General features: G+C 44.7%; 19 protein-coding genes and 2 pseudogenes. 2 read left to right on the forward strand and 19 right to left on the reverse strand.

Annotation, left to right across the window (positions count from 1 at the left end):
- Positions 1–100: 100 nt before the first annotated feature.
- The 16 genes and pseudogenes from MKX30_RS00755 to MKX30_RS00830 all read right to left on the reverse strand — a co-directional run bounded on the left by MKX30_RS00755 (position 101) and on the right by MKX30_RS00830 (position 21,245).
- Complete coding sequence (locus MKX30_RS00755) at positions 101–2,620, reverse strand: glycoside hydrolase family 3 N-terminal domain-containing protein (RefSeq protein ID WP_279833765.1); 2,520 nt, start codon at positions 2,618–2,620, stop codon at positions 101–103.
- Between the two features lie 93 nt (positions 2,621–2,713).
- Positions 2,714–5,053: a GH36-type glycosyl hydrolase domain-containing protein gene (locus MKX30_RS00760; RefSeq protein ID WP_339200163.1), complete on the reverse strand. Its 2,340-nt coding sequence runs from the start codon at positions 5,051–5,053 to the stop codon at positions 2,714–2,716.
- 53 nt (positions 5,054–5,106) lie between these two features.
- Positions 5,107–7,584 carry a glycoside hydrolase family 3 N-terminal domain-containing protein gene (locus MKX30_RS00765; protein ID WP_339200164.1) on the reverse strand — a complete coding sequence of 826 codons (2,478 nt, stop codon included), beginning with the start codon at positions 7,582–7,584 and terminating at the stop codon, positions 5,107–5,109.
- Positions 7,585–7,842: 258 nt separating this feature from the next.
- Complete coding sequence (locus MKX30_RS00770) at positions 7,843–9,618, reverse strand: sensor histidine kinase (RefSeq protein WP_341062305.1); 1,776 nt, start codon at positions 9,616–9,618, stop codon at positions 7,843–7,845.
- On the reverse strand, positions 9,615–11,210 hold the full coding sequence (locus MKX30_RS00775; protein ID WP_279833771.1) for a response regulator: 1,596 nt from the start codon (positions 11,208–11,210) through the stop codon (positions 9,615–9,617). Before MKX30_RS00775 ends, MKX30_RS00770 begins: the two co-directional genes overlap by 4 nt.
- Positions 11,211–11,375: 165 nt before the next feature.
- Complete coding sequence (locus MKX30_RS00780) at positions 11,376–12,929, reverse strand: DUF5597 domain-containing protein (protein WP_279833772.1); 1,554 nt, start codon at positions 12,927–12,929, stop codon at positions 11,376–11,378.
- Positions 12,930–13,082: 153 nt separating this feature from the next.
- A complete protein-coding gene (locus tag MKX30_RS00785; RefSeq protein ID WP_341062306.1) occupies positions 13,083–14,642 on the reverse strand; it encodes an ABC transporter substrate-binding protein in 1,560 nt (519 codons plus the stop codon).
- Positions 14,643–14,734: 92 nt separating this feature from the next.
- Positions 14,735–15,619 (reverse strand): carbohydrate ABC transporter permease, encoded by an 885-nt coding sequence (locus MKX30_RS00790; protein ID WP_328799919.1) that lies wholly within the window; start codon positions 15,617–15,619, stop codon positions 14,735–14,737.
- A 27-nt stretch (positions 15,620–15,646) separates the two neighbouring features.
- The gene (locus MKX30_RS00795; RefSeq protein ID WP_339200167.1) at positions 15,647–16,612 is read right to left on the reverse strand and encodes an ABC transporter permease; all 966 of its coding nucleotides are present in this window, start codon (positions 16,610–16,612) and stop codon (positions 15,647–15,649) included.
- A 459-nt stretch (positions 16,613–17,071) separates the two neighbouring features.
- Positions 17,072–18,280, reverse strand: a complete 1,209-nt coding sequence (locus MKX30_RS00800) for a hypothetical protein (RefSeq protein WP_341062307.1) — start codon at positions 18,278–18,280, stop codon at positions 17,072–17,074.
- Positions 18,281–18,339: 59 nt separating this feature from the next.
- Entirely contained in the window at positions 18,340–18,963 is a 624-nt protein-coding gene (locus MKX30_RS00805) for a hypothetical protein (protein ID WP_341062308.1), read from the reverse strand.
- Between the two features lie 98 nt (positions 18,964–19,061).
- Positions 19,062–19,319, reverse strand: a pseudogene (locus tag MKX30_RS00810) (acetyltransferase); the annotation flags it as partial.
- A 140-nt stretch (positions 19,320–19,459) separates the two neighbouring features.
- On the reverse strand, positions 19,460–19,804 hold the full coding sequence (locus MKX30_RS00815) for an Asp23/Gls24 family envelope stress response protein (protein WP_053325496.1): 345 nt from the start codon (positions 19,802–19,804) through the stop codon (positions 19,460–19,462).
- Between the two features lie 106 nt (positions 19,805–19,910).
- Positions 19,911–20,486: a TetR/AcrR family transcriptional regulator gene (locus MKX30_RS00820; protein ID WP_053325497.1), complete on the reverse strand. Its 576-nt coding sequence runs from the start codon at positions 20,484–20,486 to the stop codon at positions 19,911–19,913.
- A gap of 99 nt (positions 20,487–20,585) precedes the next feature.
- The gene (locus tag MKX30_RS00825; RefSeq protein ID WP_053325498.1) at positions 20,586–20,900 is read right to left on the reverse strand and encodes a DMT family transporter; all 315 of its coding nucleotides are present in this window, start codon (positions 20,898–20,900) and stop codon (positions 20,586–20,588) included.
- Positions 20,901–20,903: 3 nt separating this feature from the next.
- Entirely contained in the window at positions 20,904–21,245 is a 342-nt protein-coding gene (locus tag MKX30_RS00830; RefSeq protein ID WP_264453744.1) for a DMT family transporter, read from the reverse strand.
- Between the two features lie 918 nt (positions 21,246–22,163).
- Here MKX30_RS00830 and MKX30_RS00835 point away from each other — a divergent pair.
- Positions 22,164–22,336, forward strand: a pseudogene (locus MKX30_RS00835) (TetR-like C-terminal domain-containing protein); the annotation flags it as partial.
- A gap of 279 nt (positions 22,337–22,615) precedes the next feature.
- Here the strand turns inward: MKX30_RS00835 and MKX30_RS00840 are convergent.
- On the reverse strand, positions 22,616–23,068 hold the full coding sequence (locus MKX30_RS00840; RefSeq protein WP_167348630.1) for a hypothetical protein: 453 nt from the start codon (positions 23,066–23,068) through the stop codon (positions 22,616–22,618).
- 99 nt (positions 23,069–23,167) lie between these two features.
- On the opposite strand from MKX30_RS00840, the gene MKX30_RS00845 reads away from it, so the two are divergent.
- On the forward strand, positions 23,168–24,472 hold the full coding sequence (locus tag MKX30_RS00845; protein WP_341062309.1) for a pectate lyase family protein: 1,305 nt from the start codon (positions 23,168–23,170) through the stop codon (positions 24,470–24,472).
- A 364-nt stretch (positions 24,473–24,836) separates the two neighbouring features.
- On the opposite strand, the gene MKX30_RS00850 is transcribed toward MKX30_RS00845, so the two are convergent.
- On the reverse strand, positions 24,837–24,980 hold the full coding sequence (locus MKX30_RS00850) for a hypothetical protein (protein WP_023988748.1): 144 nt from the start codon (positions 24,978–24,980) through the stop codon (positions 24,837–24,839).
- A gap of 777 nt (positions 24,981–25,757) precedes the next feature.
- Positions 25,758–26,030: an IclR family transcriptional regulator domain-containing protein gene (locus tag MKX30_RS00855; protein ID WP_341062310.1), complete on the reverse strand. Its 273-nt coding sequence runs from the start codon at positions 26,028–26,030 to the stop codon at positions 25,758–25,760.
- Positions 26,031–26,618: the final 588 nt, after the last annotated feature.

Below are 26,618 nucleotides of genomic sequence, written 5' to 3' on the forward strand. Positions count from 1 at the left end.
AGCTGAAACAATCAGAACTCCCTCTCTACTTCGCTAATCCTTCCACAGGATCGGACCCAGCAGCATCGTAGAGAAGGACCTTTCCAGTACCAGAACTCGTTTAAGGCAGAAGTTCGAATGACGCTTCTTTCACATCGCGAGAACTCGATCCGATATAAACCTTGAACTCCCCCGGTTCGGCCTCATATTTTCGATCCGAATTCCAAAAAGCCAAATCCGCTTCGGCGATGGTGAAGCGGATTTCTTGTGCTTCGCCTGCGGCTAATGTCACCTTTTGGAACCCCTTAAGCTCCTTCACTGGACGGACCACACTGCCATGAAGATCCTGAATGTACAACTGGACGGTCTCCTCTCCCTGTATCATACCTGTATTGGTAATCGTCACGTTGGCAGTAATTGTCTCTGAAGCATTCATCTGCGATTGGGATAACCAAATTGCCGAATACTCGAACGTCGTATAGCTTAGCCCGTAACCAAAAGGATACAGGGGATCATTAGAACCATCTATATACTTGGAAAAGAACTTTAAATGCTTATTGCTTTCCGTTACAGGCCTCCCAGTGCTAAAGTGATTGTAGTATACTGGTACTTGTCCGGCATGAGCGGGGAAACTCATCGTTAGTTTGCCAGACGGATTATAATTGCCAAAGAGCACATCTGCTATGGCATGCCCGGCTTGAGATCCAAGGAACCATGTCTCCACGATGGCGTCCATATGATGCTCAAACCAATCCAGCACAAGAGGACGTCCATTTGTTAGAACCAATACGGTCGGTTTGCCTGCCTTAACAACTGCCTCCGCTAGTTCTTGTTGAGCCTTCGGCAGCGTAATATCCATGCGGGATGCAGCCTCGCCAGACATTTCACTGTTCTCACCAAGGGCAAGAATAACGATGTCGGCTTGTTCCGCCGCAGAAGCTGCCCGCTCCAGTCCTCCTACAATCGCTTCCTCAACCTTGCATCCTTCTTCGAGCAAAAGATCTACCGCCGGTACTCCCTGTTCTTCAATCCCTTGCCAGAGCGTAATGGTTTCATTCGCATATCGGGACCACTGCCACGGTCCCAGCAGATCCTTGCTATCACCGAATGGACCAATTACAGCTATCTTTCGTTCCTTGCTTGTAATCGGGAGCAAGCCGTTATTTTTCAACAAAACGATGGATTTCTGCGCCAGACTCCGACTCGCTGTCAGATGACTCGGATGGAAGTGAGATTCCTTTTCTATTTCCGGGCGTACATAACGGAACGGGTCATCCATAATGCCGATCTTATACTTAAAAGTCAAAATCCGACGTACCGCTTGGTCCAATTGTTCTTCCGTAACGAGTCCCTGTTCGATCAATTCATGTAAATGATCATAAGAACGAGTCACCATCTCAATATCCAACGTTGCATCAAGAGCCTTTTTTGCTGCTTCTTTGCTATCCCTTGCGTACCCATGAGCGACGATTTCGTCAATGGAGCCGTAGTCGGAAATCAATATACCGTCAAAGCCCAGCTCTCCTCTCAGTACATCGTTAAGGAGGTAGCGGTTTCCTGCCACAGGAACCCCCTGGTACGTATTAAAGGCATTCATCACCGACCCGGCGCCCGATTCAATCCCCGCCTTGAAGGGCGGTAAGTAAACATTCCGCAAGGTACCTTCCGAAATATCTACCGTATTGTAATCTCTTCCTGCCTCGGCAGCTCCGTATGCAATAAAATGCTTTAAACAAGCAATGAGTGTATCAGGATCGTGTAAACTGTTACCTTGATAGCCTTCTACTTGAGCTTTGGCGATTAGACTTCCCAGATAAGGATCTTCGCCTGCGCCCTCTACGACGCGACCCCAACGCGGGTCTCTCGTAACATCGACCATCGGGCCATGGTTATATGTGATACCGCTGGCGGTAGCCTCTTTTGCGGCAATCGCACAAGCTTCCCTGATAGATTCCAAGTCCCAACTGCAGGACCAAGCAAGCGGCACGGGAAATACCGTCTGAAACCCATGTATAACGTCAAAATTAAATAGCAACGGAATACTATGCGGGGATTGCTCCACCGCTATTTTTTGGAGTTCGAACACTCTGCGACCCGTTACGGCCGACAGAACTGAACCAGCCCGGCCTTCTGCAACCAGTTTTTCCGGTGTGTCAGACGCAAGCTCTGATCCAAGCGAGAGGTTTGTAGACATACACTGACTCATTTGACCAATCTTATCAGTAATGGACATCTTGCTGAGAAGAGCTTCAACGGATAGGTAAATCTCTGTATCGTCGCGTTGCTTTACATCATGCTTCCGATAAGGAGCGATTTCGGAAATGAGCGTATCCGCGAGCGATGGGCCAGGCCCTTTCACACCTTTTACGAAGAATGCTTCCTGGAAGGGAATCTTGATCCTGCCCTGAAACTCTTCATCATTAAATGTCAGTTCAAATTCAAGCGTTTCATTTGGTACAAATGATGATACTCCCTTGGCCTGAAGCATGTTGCCTTCTACAGTCAACGCAGTGATTTCGATTGGAAACGGAAACGGTTCCAGAACAACTGATAATACATAAGTTTCTTTCTTTTCAATGATAAATTGCATTTTAATCGTGGATTGAGGCGTTTGGTGCAGAAAACTCCAAGTACCAATCATGCTGTCAACTCCTCTACAAATTTTCAAATCTACCTTTCACCACACCGATAACCAAACCTTTAGGCCGCAGATCCCACAACGACTTTCCGTTATTCATATGACGACTTTTGTGTTCGAAGGTTTGGGCTTAAGAACAACTTCTACAGAATGGGTCCGATCATCCTGAAAGAGAGGCAGCAGATTTCCATTGATAAGGCTTCCATCCACCTGTATCTCGGGTTGTCCTTCAGACAACCGTGATGGGTTCCGGATGGTAATATCATAACGTGTGCCACGGAACTCCCTAAATACCTGGGCTTCCTCCCAATCTGCCGGGAAGCAAGGGTCAATCCGGAGACCATCATAATCCCGCTTGATCCCCATAATTCCCTCCAAGAGGGACATGAGTCCCCATGCCGAGGTTCCGGTTGTCCATGATTGGTAGGACTTCCCATAATATTTGGGGTGAATTGAATAACAATTAGTGAAGACATACGGCTCCGCTCCAGATTGTGTGGATGGATTCGCTTCGCTGTCTGGAATGATCTTCAGCAATGTACGTAGGGCTTCTACTCCCCTGCCTGCCTTGCAATCCGCCATAATTTTGAAACCGGTTGCGTGGCAGTAAACTCCGCCGTTCTCGAATAGCCCGGGAAGCATGCCGGCCATTCTGCCTACATGGGGAGAATATTCCGTATAGGGAGGCATATTGATCGGGAAACCAAAATCATGCTCCATGCTGTCCATGGAATCCAGCACCTTGGGCAGCTTCTCTTCATCCGGAATATCAGCTAGTACGGCCCACGATTGTGCGTTAATATAGATTGTGCTCCCCTTGCTGTCTTTGGAGCCGATATTCTCTTCTTTGCTAAGAGCGCGCATATACCAGCTTCCGTCCCAAGCCATTTCGTTAATCGCATTGCGGAGGATATGGTACTGTTCATCCAAGTACCCAGCATAACCTGTGTCGCCCAATCGCCGGATCAACGCTGACAACTCTTTCAGGGCATAACAAAACTGCTGGGATAGCATGACAGATTCCGCATCCGGGTCCGTTGTAATATTCAAGGCATCGTTCCAATCCGCGAAGAAAATCCGCACCAGGCCATGTTTCCCTTTATCTTCAATCAACCGGTCGACTGCAGCCTTTACATGCTCCAGCATCGTTGCCGAGCCTTCATCCTGATATTCGATCTCCATATCCAGAAGAGAATAATCTCCGGTTTCTTTAATCAACTCACACACCGCCCAGATAATCCAGAACGGCTGGTCTGAGTAACGGGTAGCATCATATGGATACCAAGTCAGCACAGCATGTCCTGCCTTAAACTGATGCCGCAAGCATTCTATAATTTCCTCCTTGGCCCTTTCCTGTCTGTAATTTAGAAGGGCTACGGCAATCTGAAGATTATCCCGAACCCCCTTCTTGCCGACTATGCAGAAGTCAATCTGTTTTTTCACCCATTCGTTCATAAGCACGTTCAGCTTCTCATGAGGCGTAACAATATGGAGGCCAGCGTATTTGCACTTCTGGTGCTCCTTTGTTTCCAGTAGTGCTTGTTCGATACGGTCCCTGTTGCTGTATTGCTCCATCGTTTGAACCGCTTCTTCCAACGATTCACTGACGCCCAGCACATAATACAGCTCCTTCTCTTCACCAGCTGCCAGTACCAGCTTGTTCTGCAAGACCCCACCGAGGTTGACAAGCGTAGTTAAAGAATTCGTACAATCTCTCCCTTTCACTACAACGTCCGGCCGCTGGAACAACGGTGCTGGCATGGCATCCAACCTAGTGTATGACCCCAGATCTCCCAAAAACTCTCCCAGATTGCCATCAAAGGCGTGGACGGTTTCCGAGCAGGCGATATAACTGTTGTATCTGTTATGGGGCGCGAAGGGATGTTTGGACTGGCAGTAAATACCGTTCAGCCTCTCATCAAAGAAGGTTTCACAGCTCCTGTACATTTCGTAATACCGCGGGTAATTAAAGCCTTCAAGCTCAAAGCTCACGGTAGAGAATACGCTGATATTCTTAACTTTATCCGTATTATTCCTGACCTTGACTACCCATACCTCGTTATAGCCTTCATGCGGGACCAAAAGCTTCCAGGAAGCATGGACGCCGTTCTTTCGTGATTGGAGAATGGAATATCCAATATTGTGATCACATGAGAAATCCTCGACTTCTTCATTTAATGGGCCTTCCCCTATATTCCAGTACACATTGGCGTCATCATCGCGCAAGTACAGGTATTTGGCATCCTGATTATTGATCATACACATGTCTGCTTTTGAATTGATATAATAGCTTCGGCCATGCCCAATTTGGGAAACTTGTGTGCAATATCCTTGCTCGCTCCACAAATAATTGTACCAATGCCTCGGGGGCCGTGGCGTATTAATAATACAAGAGTTACCTTTATCAGAAAAATGATGAATTTTATCTACTTTCATTTTCTCACTCCTAGTAAACGGTTATGGAAATAGAGGAATTGCTAATTCAGTTTTCACAGTTCTGTAATCGTTACATTTGATGAAAATGCCTTTCGTTCAACAATAGTTTTTTCACCTATAATCTCAAAGGTACCTTTTAATCGAATATCTTGGGATGAGGCACCTATAAACACTTCCATGTTACCTGGCTCCACAACTTGATTCATATTCAAGTCATGAAATGCCAGTTGCTTCATGTTTACCTTGAAAGAAACCTTCTTTGTTTCGTTAATGTCCAAGCTAATCCGTGCAAATCCAACCAGTTGCTTCACAGGTCTTGCAACACTGCTCACCCGATCCCGGATATAAACCTGTACAACTTCATCCCCGGCAATCTGTCCCACATTGCTCAGCTTAAATAAGATATTCAATTCTCCGTCAACTTGAACCGAGCGGTCGTGTTCCAGGTCACCGTATTCAAATTGCGTATAACTTAATCCATGACCAAATGGATATAACGGTTTATTTTGGGTGGGGTCGATATATTCAGCCCATTCATTCATTTCAACATAGAGCGGTAGTCTGCTGTTATACATGGGAATCTGACCTGCTTCTTTGACAATAGTCACCGGCAGCTTTCCACTAGGGTTCTTCTGTCCGGTAAGGATATTCATAATGGCTTCGGCTCCAGACTGTGCAGGCAGCCACGAATAAAGGACTGCTTTACTGTATTCGCTTACCAATGGAGTAGGTAATGGACGGCCATCAACAATAATTGAAATCACCGGTTTATTCAACTTAAATACTTCTGCCATCATTTCCAGTTGAGAATTTTCAAGACCAATGTTGTGATTATCTTTGTTTTCACCGCAAGTCGCTTCAGGATCAATCATGCTTTCTTTACCACCTAATACGGCAATGACGATATCCGCCTGTTGCACCACAGCTTTTACCGCTTCAATCCCTCTGTCGATAGGTTTGGAGATATTGCAGCCTTTGGCGTGCAGCACATGTTCTTTCCCAAGCTCTTTCTCCAACACATCTTTTACCGATTTACAATCCGGGTAGAACATTTGAACAAATTCTTCATTCGTTTTATAGACTCTTTTCGAGGAATCTTCAGAAGCTAAATTCTGTCTGATCATATTCATAATGATTTCTCTTTGTTCTGGGGTGGGCTGGTCATCAAATTCAATTCCCATCGACTTTAATGACTCTTTATCGTCGGTTATTGCCCCTGTATAAAGCATTCTCAGGAAGCTGTCTTCTTCGGATTTGTCGAAATCGCTACTTCTTGTGCTGGCCGATCCTACCGATGAATAACCGCCAAAGAAGTTGGTTTTGGTGTCTGAGGCGGGGCCGATCAGTGCTACTTTCAGGCTCTTTTTGAGCGGCAGAATATTGTCCTCATTTTTTACCAATACCATCGATTTCTCCGCAATCTCCCGTGATAACTCCACATTCTCCGCTTTTTTAATTTCATAAAAAAAATCGCCATCATCATAAGGATTCTCAAATAGCCCTAACCTGAATTTGGTCTCAAGAACTCGTCTTACGGAATTGTCTATATAGGCCTCTTCCAGTTCGCCTGATTCAACCGCTTTTATTAAATGCTGGTAACATTGATTGCCGGGTTGTTCCACATCTAGTCCGGCTTTAAGTGCCAGAATGCCTGCCTCTTTATGATCTTCTGCCACTCTATACCGTAATGTTGCATGCGTGATACTGCCATAATCAGCCACAACCAAGCCATTAAATCCCAACTTGTCTCTCAGAATATCGGTAAGCAGCCACTTTGACGTAGACACAGCCTGGTCATTTAAAATCCCATAACTATTCATGATCGCTTTCACGTCCGCCTCATGAATAGCCGCTTCAAAGGGGAAGCAATAACTATCCAACAATCTTCGCTCGTCGACTTGCTGTTCTCCGCCGCCTCTTCCCCCTTCAGCATTACCATAACCGACAAAGTGCTTAGCGGCAGCCATGATCTCATGATCACCTTGGACGCCTTTGACGAACGCCACGCCCATTTGCGCAACTAAATAGGGGTCTTCTCCATAGGTTTCGCCGATTCTTCCGAATCTCGGATCCCGTCCCAAGTCGAACAGGGGGGAATGCACAGCCTTGAATCCATATGCCCTTAGTTGTTTTTTGACGACCTCACCCATTTTTTGTGCTAACGCCGGCTCCCAGGCAGAAGCAAGATTAAGAGACTGCGGAAAAGTAGTTGCGCCTGGGATCTGCGCCCCTGCTATCCCTTCACTATGAAACAGCGCAGGGATACCTAATCTGGTTTCTTCAACAAGAAACTTTTGTATGCCCTTTATTGTCTCCTTATCCTTCTTATTGTCACCCGTTAGGGAGTCGTTTAAATAACTGATGGTACCAATGCCATCTTTTAATTTACCGTGTCTAGTATCATACACGGTTTCTCCACCATATGAATTTGCACAAGTTAACTGGGCCACTTTCTCCTGCAGTGTCATTCTTCCAATTAAATCTTCGACTCTCTCATGAATAAATTTACTGGCATCTTTGTAAATCATCATTCTTCCCCCCAAAAAATTAAAGTTTCCATCAACTGTGAAGATGTTTTAACTCAAGTTTACTCTGAGCCTGAAAGCCAGCTCTACTCCTTGAACGACGTTTCGTTATTCATTCCACGACTTTATGTGTACTGACAGCCTCGCAGGGTTAGGGAGCCTTAAGAAATAACCATGTACATACTTCTTTCTACTTATTGTAAAACTTTGCAGGACCAGCACTCTACGGGGGAAAGTTTTGATTTTCTTCGTTTTTTTAAGCGCTTACTTTTTGATTGACTTGGGAAGGCGGATCCATACAGTGGTTCCTTCACCAGGTAGGCTGGTAAAGGACAATCCGTACAACGACCCATAGTTCAGTTGAATCCGCTCTTGAATGTTCTTGATGCCAAACCCGCCCGTGGTTTTGCTAACAGGCCTGATTAACAAAGCCTCCACTACTGCTTCCACCATGCCGATGCCGTCATCGCTGATCTCCACGACCAGATCGCCCTTCTCCTCCATAGCGGATACCTGGATTATGCCCGTCTCCGAATCTTTCTCTAAAATGCCGTGCAGAATCGCATTCTCGATTAAGGGCTGCAGCATGATTTTGGGCACCTCACAGCCCAGCAGCAGCGGTGAAACCTTCAAGCTCAGTGTAATCGCACTATTAAATCGCATGTTTTGGATCGACACATAGGATTCAATATGCCGCAGTTCACTCTCCAAAGTGACGGTCTCACTGCCGTTCGACAGGCTCAAACGATAGAACAAAGCCAGCCGGTCTACTACTTTGGATATCTCCTCATTACCGGATTCAATAGCCATAACATTGATTAGATCCAGGGTATTGTAAAGAAAATGCGGGTTAATCTGTGCCTGCAGTGCCTTCAACTCCTTGTTCTTCACTTCGCGCCCGAGCGTGTAGGTCTCCTCCATCAACCGCGATACATTCTCCACCATCATATTAAAATTAGTTGTTAGCTCTCCGATCTCATCTTGGTTGGCTGGAAGCGGTGACATGCGTAAATTGCCGTCCTTGACCTTGCGCACATGCCGAATGAGCTGCCGGAGACGTTTGGTTGCCGAACCAGCAATAACGAAGGACAGAATAAAGGTAAGGGGAATAATGAATAAAAAAATTAAGATCAGCCGATTGCGCATCCGGTTGCTGGATTCCAGTATGTCCGAGTAGGGCACAATCATCGCTATACTCATATCCGTCTCAGGGATTGCCTCCAGTCCAAGCAGGATTTGCTGCCCATTGAACTCTATAGTGTCGATTTCCCCATCGGCCGGAACCAGAGACAGCATATCCTTAAATTCCTTGGAGGTATACAGAAATTCACCAGAGGTGCTTAGAACATCACCGCGGTTATTGAATAAGACTACGGAGGTAGACGGAGTGGCAACAGCATGTTCCAACACGGAACGAACTGTGCTTTGCGAGATCCGGGCACGCACAAGGCCATCACTCACCTGTATATTGTGCGCATTTGGAATGACTCGCAGGACGGATACTTCATCGCTGCCCTCTTCCTGTTCAATAGAGGAGGAAGGCAGCCAGGTGAAGACGGAATGGGAAGCGATAAAGTTCTTGAACCAGAGGCTGTTCTCCAATTTGTCCATGTTCAAATAGTCGGGACTTTCTGTGGCTGAAGCAAGCCCCTGCTTCATATAGAGCTGGACAGTTTCAATATCCGAATTGTAGCGGGATTTCGCCAGTATCCGGTCGAGCCTTCTGGCATCCGTTCCCCAGAGATTGATATCCTCATACCGTCTCGGATCTTCGGCTACCAGAGTCTGAACGGTATCATTGAAGGCAATGAAGTTCAACACTTCATTAACTGTCTCTGCACGGTAATGCAGGTAGGATTTAGTTTCCTCCAACATTTTGTGGGCCGAAGTCAACGCTTGCTTCTCCATTTCATTCGCGGTTAACAACAGATGCAGGAAGAGCAGCAGGGCCAACGGGATAATGATCACCAGCATATAGGAAGCGAACAGCTTATGCCGGATGCTAAAATCAGCGAACGCTCTCCTGGACTTCAGTTTCATTTGGCCATCCTCTCCCGGTACTCCGAAGGCGTGCAGCCTGCGCATTTTTTGAAAAAGGTGGTAAAGTAATTGGCATCGGTGAAGCCGGTCCGTTCTGCAACCTCATACAACTTCAATTCCTTGTCCAGAAGTAGTTCCTTGGCCTTTTCCACTCGCAGCGAGGAGATATATTCCTTGACGGTGCCCCCTCTCTGCTTCTTGAACAGGGAGCAGAGATAAGTTTCGCTCAAGTCCACATGATCAGCAATATCTCGAATTGTGAAACCCCTTTCATGAAAGTACTTGTGAATATAATGCAGAATCTCTCTCATTTTAGCCGAGCTACCTTCCCCTTCCGGCGGTACCAGGAACAAGTCCAGGAAGGAGAGGATGTATTTTTCCATGCTTGCCAGGTCGGGAACACGGTCAATCTCCTTCCAGATATACCGCCGCTCCATGTCCTCATCCGTATCCGTAAACCCCATTTGCACAGCTGTATCGAGAATGACCAGCAAGAGTTGGAAATAGGAATCCTTGAGCCGGACAATATTCAGATCACGTGCTGCCCTGGCCTGCTTGGTCCAATTCACAATAAGACTGCGGGCAGCTTCCAGTTCCCCCTGCTTCAGAAGTCCGCGCAGACTGCGTACCATGTTCCAGTCGGTAGCAAGTGATCGGTTGCCACCAAGTGCATTGGCAAAGATTAGCCGATCACCCTCGCTGTAATAATGCAGACTGCACACATCGAGAGCAGTTCTGTATGCATTCGGAATTTGCAACTGTTCTTTTACCGACTCTCCGACCCCCATACAGAAACGGATATTGCTGCCTATGATCCCGGCCGCTTCGGCGTAGAGATCCTCCAATACCTTACGTTGTTCCCGGTAGCTGCAGCCGAAAACCCCCGGCAGAATAAAGATTAAAAAATTCCGTGAATCGAAACCGCAGATGCCTTGCAGCGAAGCCAGCTTGTTATTCATATTCAGCTCCCGCAACACTGCCTCTTGGACTAGCCTCGGATCTTTGGGATATTGCGGTGGCTGCCAGTACATGCACGATGCAAGCACAGTATACGGTCCTTCCAGAGGCAAAAGAAAGGTTTCTCTACTCTCCAAAGCCTTCGACACATGGAGCGAATCAGGAACTGAAATAAGTTTGCGGACCATCTCCTGTCTCAGATAAGGCAGACCTTCATCATAGGCCTCCTGCAGTTGGCACTCCTCCATTCGTTTTTGCTTATCCTTTTTTCTGGACTCCACTGCCTCTCGAACTGCCTCCCTCACCTTATCTAGATTGATCGGCTTTTCAATAAAGTCGAGAGCATTCAGCCGGATCGCTGACATTAGATATTCCTTGTCCGAGAATCCGCTCAGGAACAATAGCTTGCATGAAACATCAATCTTACGAAGCTGTTGCGCGAATTCTATACCATCCATCTTCGGCATCCGGATATCACAGAGCACGATGTCGGGACGAAAGCTCTGGAACCTCTCCAGAGCAATCATGCCATTGCGGGCCGTTTCCAACTCATTAATACCCAACTCCCCCCAGGCAATATGCTTGCACAGCATTTCCCTGGTTCTCTCTTCATCCTCTACGATCAGCAGCCTCATGATGTGCTCACTTCCCCTACGACGTTTTCATTCATTATATATCAACAACGCTGCTCCCATCCCCTTCATTCCTTCACTCCGTCTTCTTCTATGGATTCATCATTGCCTAGGTTCTCATTATGACTCCGACATCGTTATCAATAGCTTAGCAGAGATTCAAATTGTTCAACGGTATTGATACATTTCCACACAAAAGGCGGATGGATTGCTGCCGACTGCTAATCTATAAGAGGCTTCGTCCCCATTCAGAACACGCCCCCGGATCCATTTGTCTTTAACGAACGTTCCTTCCTCGATGCTAATGTAGTCCACTTTGGAAGTGTCGCCGCGCTTAGGCAGAAATTCAAATGAACATCCAATGCCGACTAAAATAAATTCGTTATCCGACGCTTCGATTACGAGGCCGCCTGACACCGGTTTCCCTTCCTGTCTGCGCTGATAGTTTACTTTCAAATCATATTTGGTGAAAGACAATATACAGCCGGGCTCATGATTTTGAATAAATCCCGTCATTTTTCCTGTACCGCGGTACTTCTGAATGATCGCCTGCATATTGCCGAGAAGCTCGTAGCTGCGTGCGAGGTAGGGGCCGGTTCCATTTGAAACAAAGGCAGAAAAGTCGATATTCAGAGCTAAACCCAATTCGATATTTGCGTTGTCTTTTGAAGGAGGGGCAAAGATGCTTTCAATGCCAAAAGGAGAAAAACACAAGGCATTATGTTTTCCAATCGCATAAAATACGTTTGTCACTGAAGCGACGTCTCTTCTAGTTTCGGGAATAAACAAGGGGTTGTCGTTCCCGGCCGTATACTCCTCACAAACCTCGGCAAAATTGGGAACATAAATATCCGGCGCATAAAGACAGATGGTCGGAGCCGTCACTTTCCAAATCTGCATGACCTTTGCTATCGGCCCCCCGCTAGGAAAAGATCCGGGCTTCCATGGGAATTGCTCAAGCCATGCATTCACGAACATAGGAAGAGCGTACTCATCAGAACCACTGCTAGCGATTCGTTCGATGGCCCGAGCGTAATGAAAAGCCATAAAGTATTCTTCCGCATCATCCGCAAACGCCTCCTTCCATGAACCTACCTTGCCAAAAATCGCAGCCAATTCATCGGGTATCGAGTCGTTGAATTGCTCGTTCGCATGATCGGAGTAATCACGGTCGCTGCCCAAGAATCCGATTTCATTCTCAACTTGCACCATGATAACGGTATGGCGATCTCCATCCACTTTCTTCAGATGAGCCATGAAATATCTGAACGCAGCCGCATCAGCTTCAACGGCTTTCTCACATAATGGCGATATCGTATCGGAAGATTCTTTATTCTGATATACCGCCCGAAAGTAGGTCTCGTAGTCCCTTTTAACCCAGCTTGGAACATATGAGGATTTTCCGTTCTTCCATAACCCGAACCATAAGAATACCAGTCGCAGGTTTTCTTCCTGGGCTTGTTCAATAATTCCATCAACAAGATGAAAGTCAAACTCCCCCTGCATCGGTTCGATCAGTTCCCAATAGACCGGTACGATTACTGTATTTAAGTGTAATTCTCTAAGTTGAGGCCAAACCTTATGCTTCATATAGTTCAAGTCAGAGGCACTGGAGTTATGGATCTCCCCTGCCAGTGCAATAAATGGATTTCCATCGACATACAAATTGAATATCCCATTTTCCTTCTTTAACTGAGGCATTAAGCTAATATTACTCATCATCTCTCACTCTCCATTTGATATTTATTACAAGCGATTCTCTCAGTTCGTCGTATACTAACATCTGCCAAAAGAAGCGCAGCTTGCCTGCTGCGCTCTTCAAAAAGTACCATGACCGGTAACTCATTCATTTCCCTATTCGACGGTGATCAAATGTTATTTCTTCTTTGCCAGAAATTCTTCAGCCTGGGTCTGCACCTCTGCTTTGACCTTATCCAGACCAGCACTGTTCAGATTTTTGGCCAGTTCGTCAAATGCTTTGTCTACATCCTTGACTGCGCCGATATAGATTGGATTGGCATATTGTGTCGAAGCATTGGCCAAGTTTGCAATCTGCGTCTTGACATTCTCCGAGTTGAAGGAAAAGCCTTTTAATGCGAAGTCTGAGGTATTATATTCGTCCTGTTTCTTCCAAAAGTCAATATAAGTCTGTGGCCAAGTACTCATCGGCTTAAACAAAGCCTTATTTACGAACCAGAAGCCCGCAGCATCCGGAGGATAGGTATTTGTATCGGCTGTTATCCCTTCCGGCAGCCCGATTTTATCGTCTGGTGTGATGACGTAGTTCTTGCCTTCGATCCCGAAATAAGTCAAATACACATAAGAAGGATCTTCCATAATAAGGTCGAACGCCTGCATCACACGTTCCGGATTTTTGGAATTGGCCGCAATGGAAATTCCAGCTCCTATATAATTTCCAATTGGGACCTTACCATTTGGCATCAAGGACGGAATGATATAGGTTTCAATTCCTTTCGCTTGAGCAGCTTCTAGGGTGGATGCAATATCTATGCTGTTGCCAAACGCTACCGCAGATTTGCCTTCCACAAAATTATCCTTGGAGCGGATCTTATTTGAATATGGATTTTTGTTAACATAACCTTTGTCATACCAGTCCTTCATGATGCCGGCAGCATATCTTTGTGCGCTTAGGTAAGGCTCCTCTACCATGCTGTAGATTTTCCCAGTCGGATCTGTAAAATCGTAAGCTACTCCTTGAGCCAAAGGACCGCCTCCGAAAGGACCGCCTGTATAGCCAATTTTATCACGCATCAGCTGTTGATACGGTGTCGGAAGATCAACCTGAGAGTCCAGGTTTAGGCCGATCATATTCGGATGGTTTTTCTTAACAGCTTCCAGATAAGGACCAATTTCAGAGAGGCTCTTCACCTCGGTAAGGCCTGCTTCCGCCATAATATCCTTGCGTAGTACAGCCACAAAGACATTGCTGTCCGGAGTGGTTTTTGGAATCATAAAGATTTTACCGTTAATCTTGGCCTCTTCCCAAGCTGTAGGATCAATAGCAGCCGATTTCTTCGGCATATATTTGGCTATATCCTCAGGCTTAAGTTCATAAAAGGCTCCTTTATTCGCTTGTTCGACATAATAATTCCAATCTGCCGAAAAGATAAAATCCACATCTTCGCCTGAGGCCAACAACAATGGATACTTCGACTGCACATCCCCCCAGCCGATGTAATTCAGATCAATGGTGGCATTGATGTCTTTTTTCAGCTTTTCATTGAGCTTCGCGAGCACAGCCGGCATACCCTTCGGTGCTTCACCGAGCAGGTAACCCTTCAGCACAACCTCCTCTTTCTGATTCGGTTCTGGCCTTGTGGCGGCATCGTTGCTACTCGAGCAGGCAGACAGCAGCATCGTCAGTGACAGCAACGTTGTCAGGATCAACATAACTTTTTTCTTTACTTTTCTCACTCTTATTCCCCCTCTGAAAATCGCAATTATATATAAATCCCCATTTATGCAGGATTCACAAACGTATTGCCTCTGCATCCGCACAGTAGGGTTTACCCTTTTACGGCGCCAATTGTAATACCTTTTACGAAATACTGCTGAAGGAACGGAAACAGAATCACAATTGGTCCTGTAGCAATCACTGTCATAGCAAGCTTGAACGTTTCTTTAGGCGTGTCAAGAGCCGACATATGTTGGGCCATAGCCGCAGACATGTTCATTGAAGACAACATTTTATAGAGTAAATATTGCAATGGCACGTATTGCTCCTTGTCAGTGAACATCATCGGGGTCCACCAGTCATTCCAGTAGGCCAGAATGGTGAACAAACCAATAGAAGCGAGTGCGGGCTTGCAGAGCGGCAACACCATCTGCCAAAAAATCCGAAAGTCTCCCGCCCCGTCAATTTTGGCCGATTCCACTAGCGGCTCTGGCACAGAGCCCTGTATGAAGCTGCGCAGAATCAGCACATACATAACATTGAACATGGGGAGCAAAATTAGTACTGCAAGAGTGTTCTTCAGATGCAAATAACTGGTGATCCAGATGAAATAAGGGGCCAATCCACCGTTAAACAATGTGGTGAAGAACAGAAAAAACGCTAGTTTATTCCGGTACTTTACTTCCTTACGGTACATTACATAGGCCGCCATCGTGGAGAACAGCAGCGAAAGCACCGTTCCAACCACCGCCACGATCAGCGAGACGCGGTAAGCAGAAAGAATCTCACCGGGATTGCGGAAGATGTAGGCATAGGCATCCAACGAAAAGCCGCGTGGCAGAAAGGAATAACCCTTGGCTAAAACCTGCCCTTCTTCCGAAATAGAGCCGGAGATTAGAACGATAAAAGGCATCAAACATAGAACTGCGATAAGCGAGACAACAATGTATGAGAAGGCCTTAAAGACGGGCGCCGAATTCAATTTGTTTTTTGTCATAAAGATTCCTCCTTTCTTATGGTCAAGTTAGAACAGTGCGTTATCCTTGTCATAGCGGCGGACAAGGTAGTTAGCGAACAGGATAATAATCAGTGTGAGTACCGATTGATAGAGCCCCACCGAAGAAGCCATGCCAAAATCCTGCGTGCCCATCAGCGAGCGGAACACCAATGTATCAACAATATCTGTGGAATTCATCAGCGCGCCGTTGTTGCCGATCAGTTGGTAGAACATATCGAACTCGCCGCGCATAATCCTTCCTAGCCCCAACAGAATCAGCACTACCACTGTAGGCTTGAGCAAAGGAAGCGTGATTTTCATGATTTTTTGAAAACGGCTAGCGCCGTCAATTGTTGCTGCTTCATAAATCTCCTGATCAATCCCTACAATTGCCGCTAGATATAGGACACTGCCAAAGCCAACCCACTTCCACACGTATAGCAGCGGGAGCAGAAGATACCAATAGCCGCCAGACGAATAGATGTCTATAGCTTCAAACCCGATATTCCTCAGGAAAACGTTTACAATTCCGAATTCATAATTCAGAAAATTATACACAAATGCGGACACTGTAACCCAGGAAATAAAATAAGGCAGAAACATAAAAGTTTGGGTAGCCTTTTTGAAAAATTTGTTGTATGTCTCCGAGATCAGCACCGCGGCTAAAATTGAGAAGAACGTATAAAATCCCAGAAACATCAGATTGTACATGATGGTATTCTTGGTCACAAGCCATGCCTTGCCGGATTGAAAAAAATATTCGAAATTCTCCAGTCCGTTCCATGGACTCATGAAGATGCCATCCCTATAGTTGAATTCCTTAAAAGCCATAATGATGCCTGTCATCGGTATATAGGCAAAGATGATAAAAAAAACAGCAATCGGGATGAACATCGCATATAGCACCCAGTTTTTCCTTAGCTCCTGTAGTGGGGACAACCATTTAACCTTTTTGGGGGTCCGCACCGCAACCTCCTCTATTTTCGAACTCATAAGCAGCCTCCTTCAGTATGTTTCTCTGTGTCCTCCTTTATTGTAGTAGGCTTCAAAGCCAGCACCTACGGGGAAAAGTTTCGATTTCCTTTGAGATCTTATGTTAGCGCTTACTTTCCCCTTAACTTTGGAATATGTACTCACACAGTGGTTCCCTTACCAGGAAGGCCGGTAAAAGATAATCCATACAGCGGCCCAAAGTTCAGCTGAATCAGCTCTTGAATGTTCCAGATGCCGAAGCTTCTAGGCGACTCGGCTCTTGCCCCGGTTGGACACTAATAAGCTGGTTGTGTCTAGCTTGACTGGCCACGCTAATAATAAGAAAGCCGATGGTTCACCACCGGCTTCGATTCCTCCTATTTTAAATCCGTGCACTATAACGGCCTACTACATCTCGCAACGCTCACGAAATAATCGGTAAAATTGCCTTTTGCTGCATTGAACTTTTTACCTCTAGCCTTATTTCCTTTCCAGCAGGAAATGGACAGCAGGGATTGTTCCGTCCAGAACGAAGGTCACGCCGTCATGAGCAGGAGCGCATTCGATGCTGGCGATTGGCGTGCCCACCGTGTCCAGAGCAGTAAGCGTTGCGGACTTGCAGCGCACGAACAAGGTTCCTTCCGGGGTGTCCGCGTACAGCTTCCCCTGAAAATCGACAGTCGTAAATAAGCCTTCCGTGGTAAAGATGGTTTCGTCCATGCCGGTGTGGCCGAGGACCATCAAAAGGTAGGTTTCTGAGCATTCTACGGAAGTGCCTTTTACAGGCAGCAATGCCGCTGAGATGCGATGGTTGATAAGAGAAAGGGAAATATCCTTTGTCAACGCGATGCCGTTCGAAGGATCGCCGCTGAAGTAAGGACAGCCTTCGGTGCGGATGCGGAAGGTGCCTGCCTTCGGATCAAAGGCCAATTCACCGGTATCGGAGACGAGGGCACTGCCCACGAGTCCTCGGTCGTCGGGCAGAAGGCCCCAACGCTTGAGCGCGACATCCAGGTTTGCGGCAAACGTAGTGTAATCGCCTTCGCCAGCCAAGGGAGCAATCTCATTGAAGACCAGGATCCTGTCGCCCAGCTTCGCTCCGGGCAGTTCTTCATCTGCCTTCGCGGCAAGACGCTCCAGCCGCCCTTCGCCGTTCGCGTGCCGCAGGGCGTCCCGATATGGAGACCAGGCGTAATATACGGCGCGTTTAGCCTGAGAAAGATCGCCATTTTTTACAAATCCGGCGGTAACAGCAACGTCTGCGTCACCGGTATAGGCATCCCCTTGATCCAAGAATACGTTGCGCAGGCTTGTAATGTAAGGGAGATAGGCGTTCGGCATACTGAAAGCTGGCGGCAGGGTCTTCAGATCGTTCTGCGTGAAGACCAGATCCACCCGGTGCTCCGCCGGACGCACGAGGTCCCCGAGAAACAATGCGGCCATAAAACCGAACTGACAGATCAGGGATGGATCGTTGTAAGCATCAAATATGTTGGTAATCTCATCGGCAGGCTGGTCGTTCCAGCTTTCAGACGTATGATAGCAATAAACGATGAGACCATCCCAGTCGTTCAGACAGGCATAGGCTGCCATCGAAATGAACGCCGTGGAGTGGAACGGGTTAACACCATACTCGTTCCACTCGCTCAAGATAAAGGGGTTGCCCGCCACCACTGCCGTGCTGGCCATCGGAAGCATGTTAGTGCGAAGAAACAAGCTGTCCTTATGAACGGTCAATGGATTGGAAGTTACATTACATATTCCCGCATATCTGCCACTTTCGGCTTAGCCTCGTCGAAGGGAGGTATCGGATGGTTGAAGTAGGTATTGTTCTCCATCAAGTCGTCGTCAGCATGGGAATAAACATCCGCAGCGCCGTTTAATAGGTTGCTAGTCACAATGGGTACTTTCGCCCCCAGAGAGCGAACATGGTCAATCATTGTGCCATAATACCGACGGTTAATATAAATGCCGAATTCTGTGAAATCGGCATAGCGTGCGGGGCTCTCTATACCTGTCCATTCACCCATAGGGTTATTCTGAACCTGATAGAAATCTCCCTCCGGGAAAAGCACGGTGCCCTCCTCCGGATCTTCCTCTGTGCCTAGAGCACAGACGCCATTAAATGTCCAGGCATCGGACAGATTCTTCCTTGTATCATATTTGGCAAGCAGGTACCGGTTAAAGCGGCGTTGCAACTCCTGTCGGTACGGTACGATGCCCTTCGTATCCTTTATATCTTCCGTGCCCTTAAAGACCGAATCCTCATTATTGATCTGAATGGTTATAACCGCCGGATCGTCGATTAGGGCTAAGCCAGTCCGTGGCAGAGGAGCTTCGTTGCATATTCCTTCTGAAGTTGAATCAATCACTCACATGAAAGATTCTCAAACCTCATGGTTCAATCCTGTCTTGGATATAGCTCTTCAATTTAAATCTTACATCTATATGAGACTAAATATATTTCTTCTTAGTTAAGATCCTCACTCAGATTTATCGAGCGGATCTCTTTGGCAGGATTCCCCCCTCCTGATGCGACGATTACTTTATGACCAATCGACACAGCTCTTCCGCATACCCAAACATTGTTGCCAATAGAAACAGGTGCTCCATTTTCAGGGTCTTTAATTCGTTCATATGGATCTATGGGGTGTGGTGCCGTATAGACATGAACGCCAGGACCCAACAAACAGTTATCCCTTATCCGCACCTCGCATACATCTAGGATAACTTCAAGATGTATGCTCTTGTCCACAACCGTTCGCCCCTACTAATGATTCTTATACAAGAAAAAACGGATAAAGGTAGTCGATCAAGTTGATCGGCTACCTTCTCGTTTGATGAATGGTTAACGTTTCCCGTATGAGATCAATCAATGGATACCCCCACAATAGTTACATTAACGCGGTCAATGCTTACTCCAGTGAAATTTTCAACAGCTTCCTTAACATTCGATTGAAGTACCTTACAGACTTCTGGCACTTTTAATCGGTGTTGAATGGTTATGCATAAGTGAATATCGAGTCCCGTAGCGGTTTCCTTTAACTCAATGCCATTTTGACTACTGTTTCCGCCGAAGCGACTAGTAATATTTTCAATAATTCCATTTGATGTACACGTGATCCCGGTAATAGCATTTGCTGATTTGAGAGTAATTTTAGAAATAATTTGTTTGGATATATTGATTTTCCCCATCGCATTTTCAATGAACATACATCATCCCCGCCTTCAATACTTGATTAGAGAAGTTTACTTCCCTGTGAATGATATATAATGTATCTTTTGAAACTAAATTGTATCATTGTTAAGCACTGTGCACTTACAATTTATGCTCTTTAAAACCATGATAAAAAGTATTCACAACCAACTCAGCTGCGGAATTTCTGGCAATATTCCCTTCGACTACTTGCTGCCAAGTAAGAAATAGAAGTGAGTACAGTACATTGACAATCCAGTTCTTGTCAATATTTTCACGAAAATACCCTTTCTGTTGCAGAAACCCAATTGCATGCAGTATAGGTTCTCTTAACTTCTCATCTTCTTCCTCGATTTCTTTGTTAGCATTGACGCTAGCATCATGGTTCAGAAAATAAATTTTATCACCGAGTGGAATCAAGGCCTCAATGAGCTCAGGAATATAGGTTTCGTAATTCTCTTCATCCAACCTGATATCTTTCGTAGTCTCTGCAACAACTTCTATAGCACGAAACCCTAAATAAATCATCAATTGTTCCCGGCTCTCAACATAACGATGCAAGGTTGCAATGCCGATTCCTGCAGATTCGGCAATCTCATGCATGGAAGCACTCGGCTTCTCAATCAAGCACTTAGTCGCTTCATCTAAAATAGTATTCAATCGTATTTGCTTAATTGACGTAAGTTCTTGCTTCTTCATATCGCACCTCTTGGTGAGCAAATGTTTTTTGCATTCAATAGTGGTTCACTTGAAAGTATAACAGGAATCACACCTCAAATTTATTGGTTTTTTTAATTGCTAGGATACTAACTTTAATCCAACTATACTAAAGATAATTCCGCCAACGAATGCTAATTTTTTAACATTCTTAGGCTCTTTGAAAACATACATACCTAACAGTACACTTCCTGAGGCACCAATACCTGTCCAGATCCCGTAGCCAATACTGATTGGAATTTCTCTTAAAGACAAAGAAAGAAAAATAAAACTTAACCCGAGAAACAAAGCGAAAGTTAATGTATGCTTCAGTTTAGTGAAACCTTCTGAAAATTTCAAAAATATGACCCCACCAACTTCAAATAAACCTGCTAGAACTAAAAAGAACCAACTCATATTCTATACACCTGCTTCTTCTTTTGGTTGATTAGATACTAACTTTAGACCTATAATACAAAAAATCAGCGTACACACTAACATTATTTTAAGTGCACTTACTTTATCTCCTAAAAAAATCATTCCAACAAGAGCGGTACCAAAAGAACCAAGTCCCGTAAAAACTGCATAGGCTGTAGATACAGGTAGGATTTTTATGGATTTCGCAAAAAAATAGAAGCTTCCAACCATTAGAATGACAGTAGGGATTACAATTTCTATTTTTGTAAACCCATCTGAAAATGCCAAACCTAAGGCCCAACCTATCTCTAAAATTCCTCCAACAATAAGAAACAACCATGCCATGAAAATCTCTCCTTAACTGTCATTATTAGAATCATCCCAATCCTGCTGTCACATCATACATAAATAACTTATAATAAAGTATTTATCTTTAAACGGCCTAGTTCATCCCGAAAAACGTAGACCGCTTGATTTCGTCAACTAATGTGGTTCATAAGCTCGGGGATTAGGGGATTACCTTTCTTTTTTACACCTTCATCATTCCTCTCAAAGCTAAAAATGAAATAAAACTTTATTTATTGATAGAATATTGTATCATTTGTGTGTATTGTAAACCAAAAAAAATTCAATTGCAACTTTTATTATTTTGGGACTATGTTCTTATCCAGCCTGCATCGCTAAAGTGCCTCATGTCACCCATATCATTAAGAAATGAACTCTTTATGAAGAAATTCTTGAGGATTGCACGTGGATCTCCGTGTTATTCATGAAGAGTACATTGTAAAAATTATTGAGAGTAGACAAATTGACAAACGTTTTGTTCATGCTATCCTTTTTCCGATCAAACCAAATAACCTCCACAGCTATGGAGGTATTGGCCAATTATGAAAACTCGGGGATTAATTATTCCAATAAACCTTGTATTCTGGATCAATGCCGGTTCCACTAAACATACCAATATCAAAACCATTACTAAAATCAAACCCTTTATTTACATCAAAGGTTTTTACGGTATCCTGAATAGCCTTTATACGATCTTTACGATTCGTTTCGAAATACGTCGGTATAATGATGTTTCTGTAACATCTTCGCTAAGTATAGCGCGTCTTCCAAGGCCACTGAGCTTCCATATCCAGTATTCGGGTTTATTGTGTGTGCGCATCTCCTATGACAACAACCCTTCCTTTCGACCAACTCGGAATAGGGTCAACACAGTATATTTACTTAGAGATAATATTAAAAGAATTTTTGATGATCTCAGACACGGATTTATTCGAAGATGTGATATTGCAATATGCTGGGATTGCTTATGTAGGGGTCATTGAATGGTGGATTCGAAATGGAATGCCCTATCACCGCAAGTCATGGCTACGCAAGTTGGGTCCTTGTTAGAAAGGGTAGTTCTCGTCATCCTTATATCTGCAGCCTTTTGAGCGCGAATAGCTGTTCTGTCAAGAAAGAGGCAGTTTCCCTTTTCCATAAAGGTTACAGTATACAACGAAACACTAAAACAACAGCAGACGATCGGCTGCCGTTGTTTTAGTGTTTTTTTCATTTTTTATTAGAGTTTATTATATACACTTCCTCGGTTACGGGCTCTAACCAGTCTGTTTGTCCAATACTTTGCTGAACTACCCAAGCATTCGTAATATCTCAATCCTTTTCTTTATCAATTCATTTGATTACTTGTATTGGTGTGCCCAGCCCATTTCTTACCGCTTTTCACTTTTCTGATCTTTATTACTTAGAGAGAATACTTCCATATTATCAATTGTTTGCAACTCAACATTAGCTGTAAATTTTACGTCCTTCGGAATAATATATGGCTTTTCATTATTATTAATTGCAGCTTCCTTGAATTGTGTAGGCTCATTCTTTAATCCGCTTAAAGACATAGATATTTCTATTACCTTGCTTTGAATACTGCGTTTTTCAACTTGTGTCACATAAACAATAAATAACAAAATAATAGATATGATTATACTTAAAATTATTAAAGTAACTTTAAAAAGATTTTTTCTCAAGCCTACTAAATCCCTTTCTTTTTTAGAGTAATTATTAACAGACATCCTCCGCTTAACTTTGTTCCGTAGCACCTCCATATTCGCTTGGGCAAGGCGGCCTGATACAGCCAGCGATAGATTCGACAAAAACGGCTGATTCAAATCTTTTTATGCTGAAATAGTTGGAACCACTTTCAAAAAAAGCTATATTAGGATATATATATTATCCTTAGCATGAGAAAAAAAGGAGGAATTTTCTAAATGAATGTACGAAGCTGTTTGCAACAAGGATGTAAGGTGGGCTTATGTATGTTGTTGTTGTGCGTATGGATGATGGGGGCTGTAGCAGCTAGCCAAGCTGGAGCCCAACCCGTGTTCCCGGGAGCCGTGGGATACGGGACTGACACTCCAGCAGGCCGAGGCGGAAAGGTAATCAAGGTGACCAATCTGAACAATGACGGCCCAGGCTCATTTCGAGCGGCATTAGAAGCCAAGGGACCGCGGATTATTGTATTTGAAGTCGGCGGTGTCATAAATCTAGAAAAGAAGCGTCTCGAGCTGAGAGAACCCTACGTGACCATCGCAGGTCAGACGGCCCCCTCCCCTGGCATTACATTCATTCAGGGAGGTATGCAAATCAAAACGCATGATGTGTTAATGCAGCATGTCCGGTTTCGAATGGGCAACGGTAACAGCGCCCAAGGCGTAGGCTTTGAGCCAGATGTATCCACTTATGGAGCCTCTGCTTATAACATTGTCATTGACCACTGCTCCTTTTCTTGGGGAGTGGATGAGAACATGTCCTTTTCAGGTCCACGTACCAGCGGAACTCAAGCGACTAGCCGCCGTGTAACTCTCAGCAATAGTATTATCGCCGAGGGCCTGTATAATTCCGTTCATGAGAAGGGCCCTCATTCCATGGGCACGCTCGTTCATGATTACGTCCAGGATGTAGCGGTCATCGGAAATCTTTATGCTCATAACATGGAACGTAATCCATGGTTCAAAGCATTCACGACGGGCGTAATTGTTAACAATGTTATTTATAATCCAGGAAAATGGGCAATTCGACTCGGATTCGTGGAGAATGAATGGACGGACACGGGGATCGAACCGGAAGGCCCTAGAGTCAGTATCGTCGGGAATTACATGCGGCATGGAGTAGATACGATTAAAGGGTTAGGAATTGTCGGAACGAACAGTAAAAGCGGCTGGGCTTATCTCAAAGATAATCTTGCTTATGACCGTAATGGCAAGTCAGTCCCGCTGACTTTTGGCGGAATCAAGGAACTTGACAATCCACCTGTTTGGGTTGAAGGACTTGAAGCACTAGCTGCCTCCGAAGTAGTAAAGGAGGTCACTGAGCATGCAGGAGCAAGACCGGAGGACCGGGATGCAACAGATCAACGAATTATCTCCGATTTTCTGACTGGTCGAGGAAAGATAATTGATAGTCAGGAAGATGTAGGGGGATACCCGGATGTTCCAGCGACCTACCGTGCTTTAAATGTACCTGACCACAGCATTGACGAATGGTTATATCAATTTTCAATTGAGTTGGAGTAGTCTTTAATGCTCTTCAACAAGATCTAGTACAGTCCAGCATTCTGACTTGGGTACCTCCCAAGATTATAGGATCTGATGTCCAATGAAAAGATCTGCTCAAACGTTTTTCGAGTAAATGGTCTCCATATAATGAATAGCCATCTGTAATGATTCGATCCAGTTCATACGGCTAATCACTCCTTGATTTCTATAATAGACACTCTCTAATTCCCACCTTGTCCAGCATCTGAATGGCAATATGAGTTGCAGCTTTCTTCTTCAATTGCAAATGGAGCATAATCATTTCGACTAACTGGTTTCGTATGGTGAACAAAGGATTAAGTGAAGTCATTGGTTTTTGGAATATAAAAGAAATTTCTTTCCTTTATGACTGTTGCATCACCCAGTCGAGAATCTCCCTGCCTTTGAAATCCAATTGTCCGCGCTGAATTTTCCGGCTGCGCCCAGCAAGTTTAGCAAGCCAATGAAGTAACACTTTTACCACTTCCAGACTTGCCGATATTATCAAGTATCTCCCCCTTGGGCACTGCAAAACTGATATCGTCAACAGGAGTTACATCACCTGAAGAATTATCATAGTTTAGGCTGAGATGACAGACTTTTAACAGTAATGGGCATTGTAACCGTTGATGAAGTTCCTCAGTCAGCAGCAGACACCTGACAAGTATTTCGGTTGGAACTCTGGTTGGAGGAGCTTCTTAGACGGTAACCTCCAGCGTTACCATCATTCTGTTCCACTTGTTCATTTTTTCCAAACTTCTTTAAAACCAATAGGCGCAGTACGTAAATAACTGCGCCGGATAACTTTTTGTGATAGGCATAGGAACGGAAAAAGACGAATATCAACCGATTTATTAGAAAACTACTCGTTTTGTCGATACTTTATACACAAAAAGCTGCTATTTAATGACTTCTAAAGGTGTTAGATTTATGTTTCCCTACATGATTTTAAGTACTGAAATCTAAGCTTCGATTTGCTTACGCAAATCTGCGTCCCAAATTCTTATCGTATACATATGTATCAGATCAACGGGTTCCGCCATTCTTTGTTTCAACTGTTTCATTTAGTCCAAGATGATAGGAAATTTCTCTTGCTGCCTCTAAAATTTTGTTTATAGTAATCTGCGCAATTCCTCTTTATAAAGACTAAGAGGAATTGCGCAGATGATACTCCCCACTACGTGGTTCGTTCATCAAATATAGGTGCCCCAATGCCGATGGACTCATTCTTACGTTCGCTATAGGTATAGGTATATGAATATCCAATATTTCCTATTTTCTCGATTTACGTCCACATTTGTTGAATGTCATTGGTTGATACTCCTTCTTGCTCAAGGACTTCGCTTATCTTGTCATCAGATAAAAAGGCTAAAATGGTCTTTCCGCTAGCACCTATATGAATCGGTTGGAGAACTCCCCATTCTAGACGATACTGAAGTATGTTCGAACTGTGAATGCCAAAAATAAATGAGAGCTTCAAATATTGCTCCTGGTATTGTGCCAAAAATACCAACTGTTCAACTTCCTGAGCCAGTCGCTTCAAATAAGGCTCAGCCACTGATTTTAATCCAAAGTTCGCGCTGATAGGAAGAAAGCCTGATGAATACTGCCTAGAGGTAGCTGTACACGTTATGAACCTTCAGTATATTCTCGACCCAGAATTATTTGCCATCGGTGGGGGATTAGCGCCCAAACCATATTGATTGAGCGTCTGGATTGGGCTCTTGGAGAGATCAAGAGAGTAAATCCACTGCACATGGCGAATCCGAAGATTACTCAATGTACTTATCGAAGCGACGCAAACCTCTATGGCGCGCTCTATAACTTTTTTCTTGAAAAGGAGAAAAAGCTGCGCGAGTCTCAGACCTAATTATCGAAAGAAGAAGGTAAGTCAGGTCTCTTGTCTTACCTTCTTCTTTTTTAAACAGAATTATATGACGTACAGGTTCATCATGTGTAGGAAACATACTTCCCTTGATGGCTATTCATTGTGCAGTTTTTTATGATTTTAGGTAATTAAGGATCTTAGACTCAATAACCATATATCCGATATTAACACGACAGGTATACAGTACATACGCTAAGTCAATTTTATATAAAAAAAACGTGCATGAGGTTAGGTCATTCATGCACGTTTGGATAAACA

Origin of the sequence: Paenibacillus sp. FSL P2-0173, from assembly GCF_038008045.1 — a bacterium.
GTDB lineage: Bacteria > Bacillota > Bacilli > Paenibacillales > Paenibacillaceae > Paenibacillus > Paenibacillus polymyxa_B.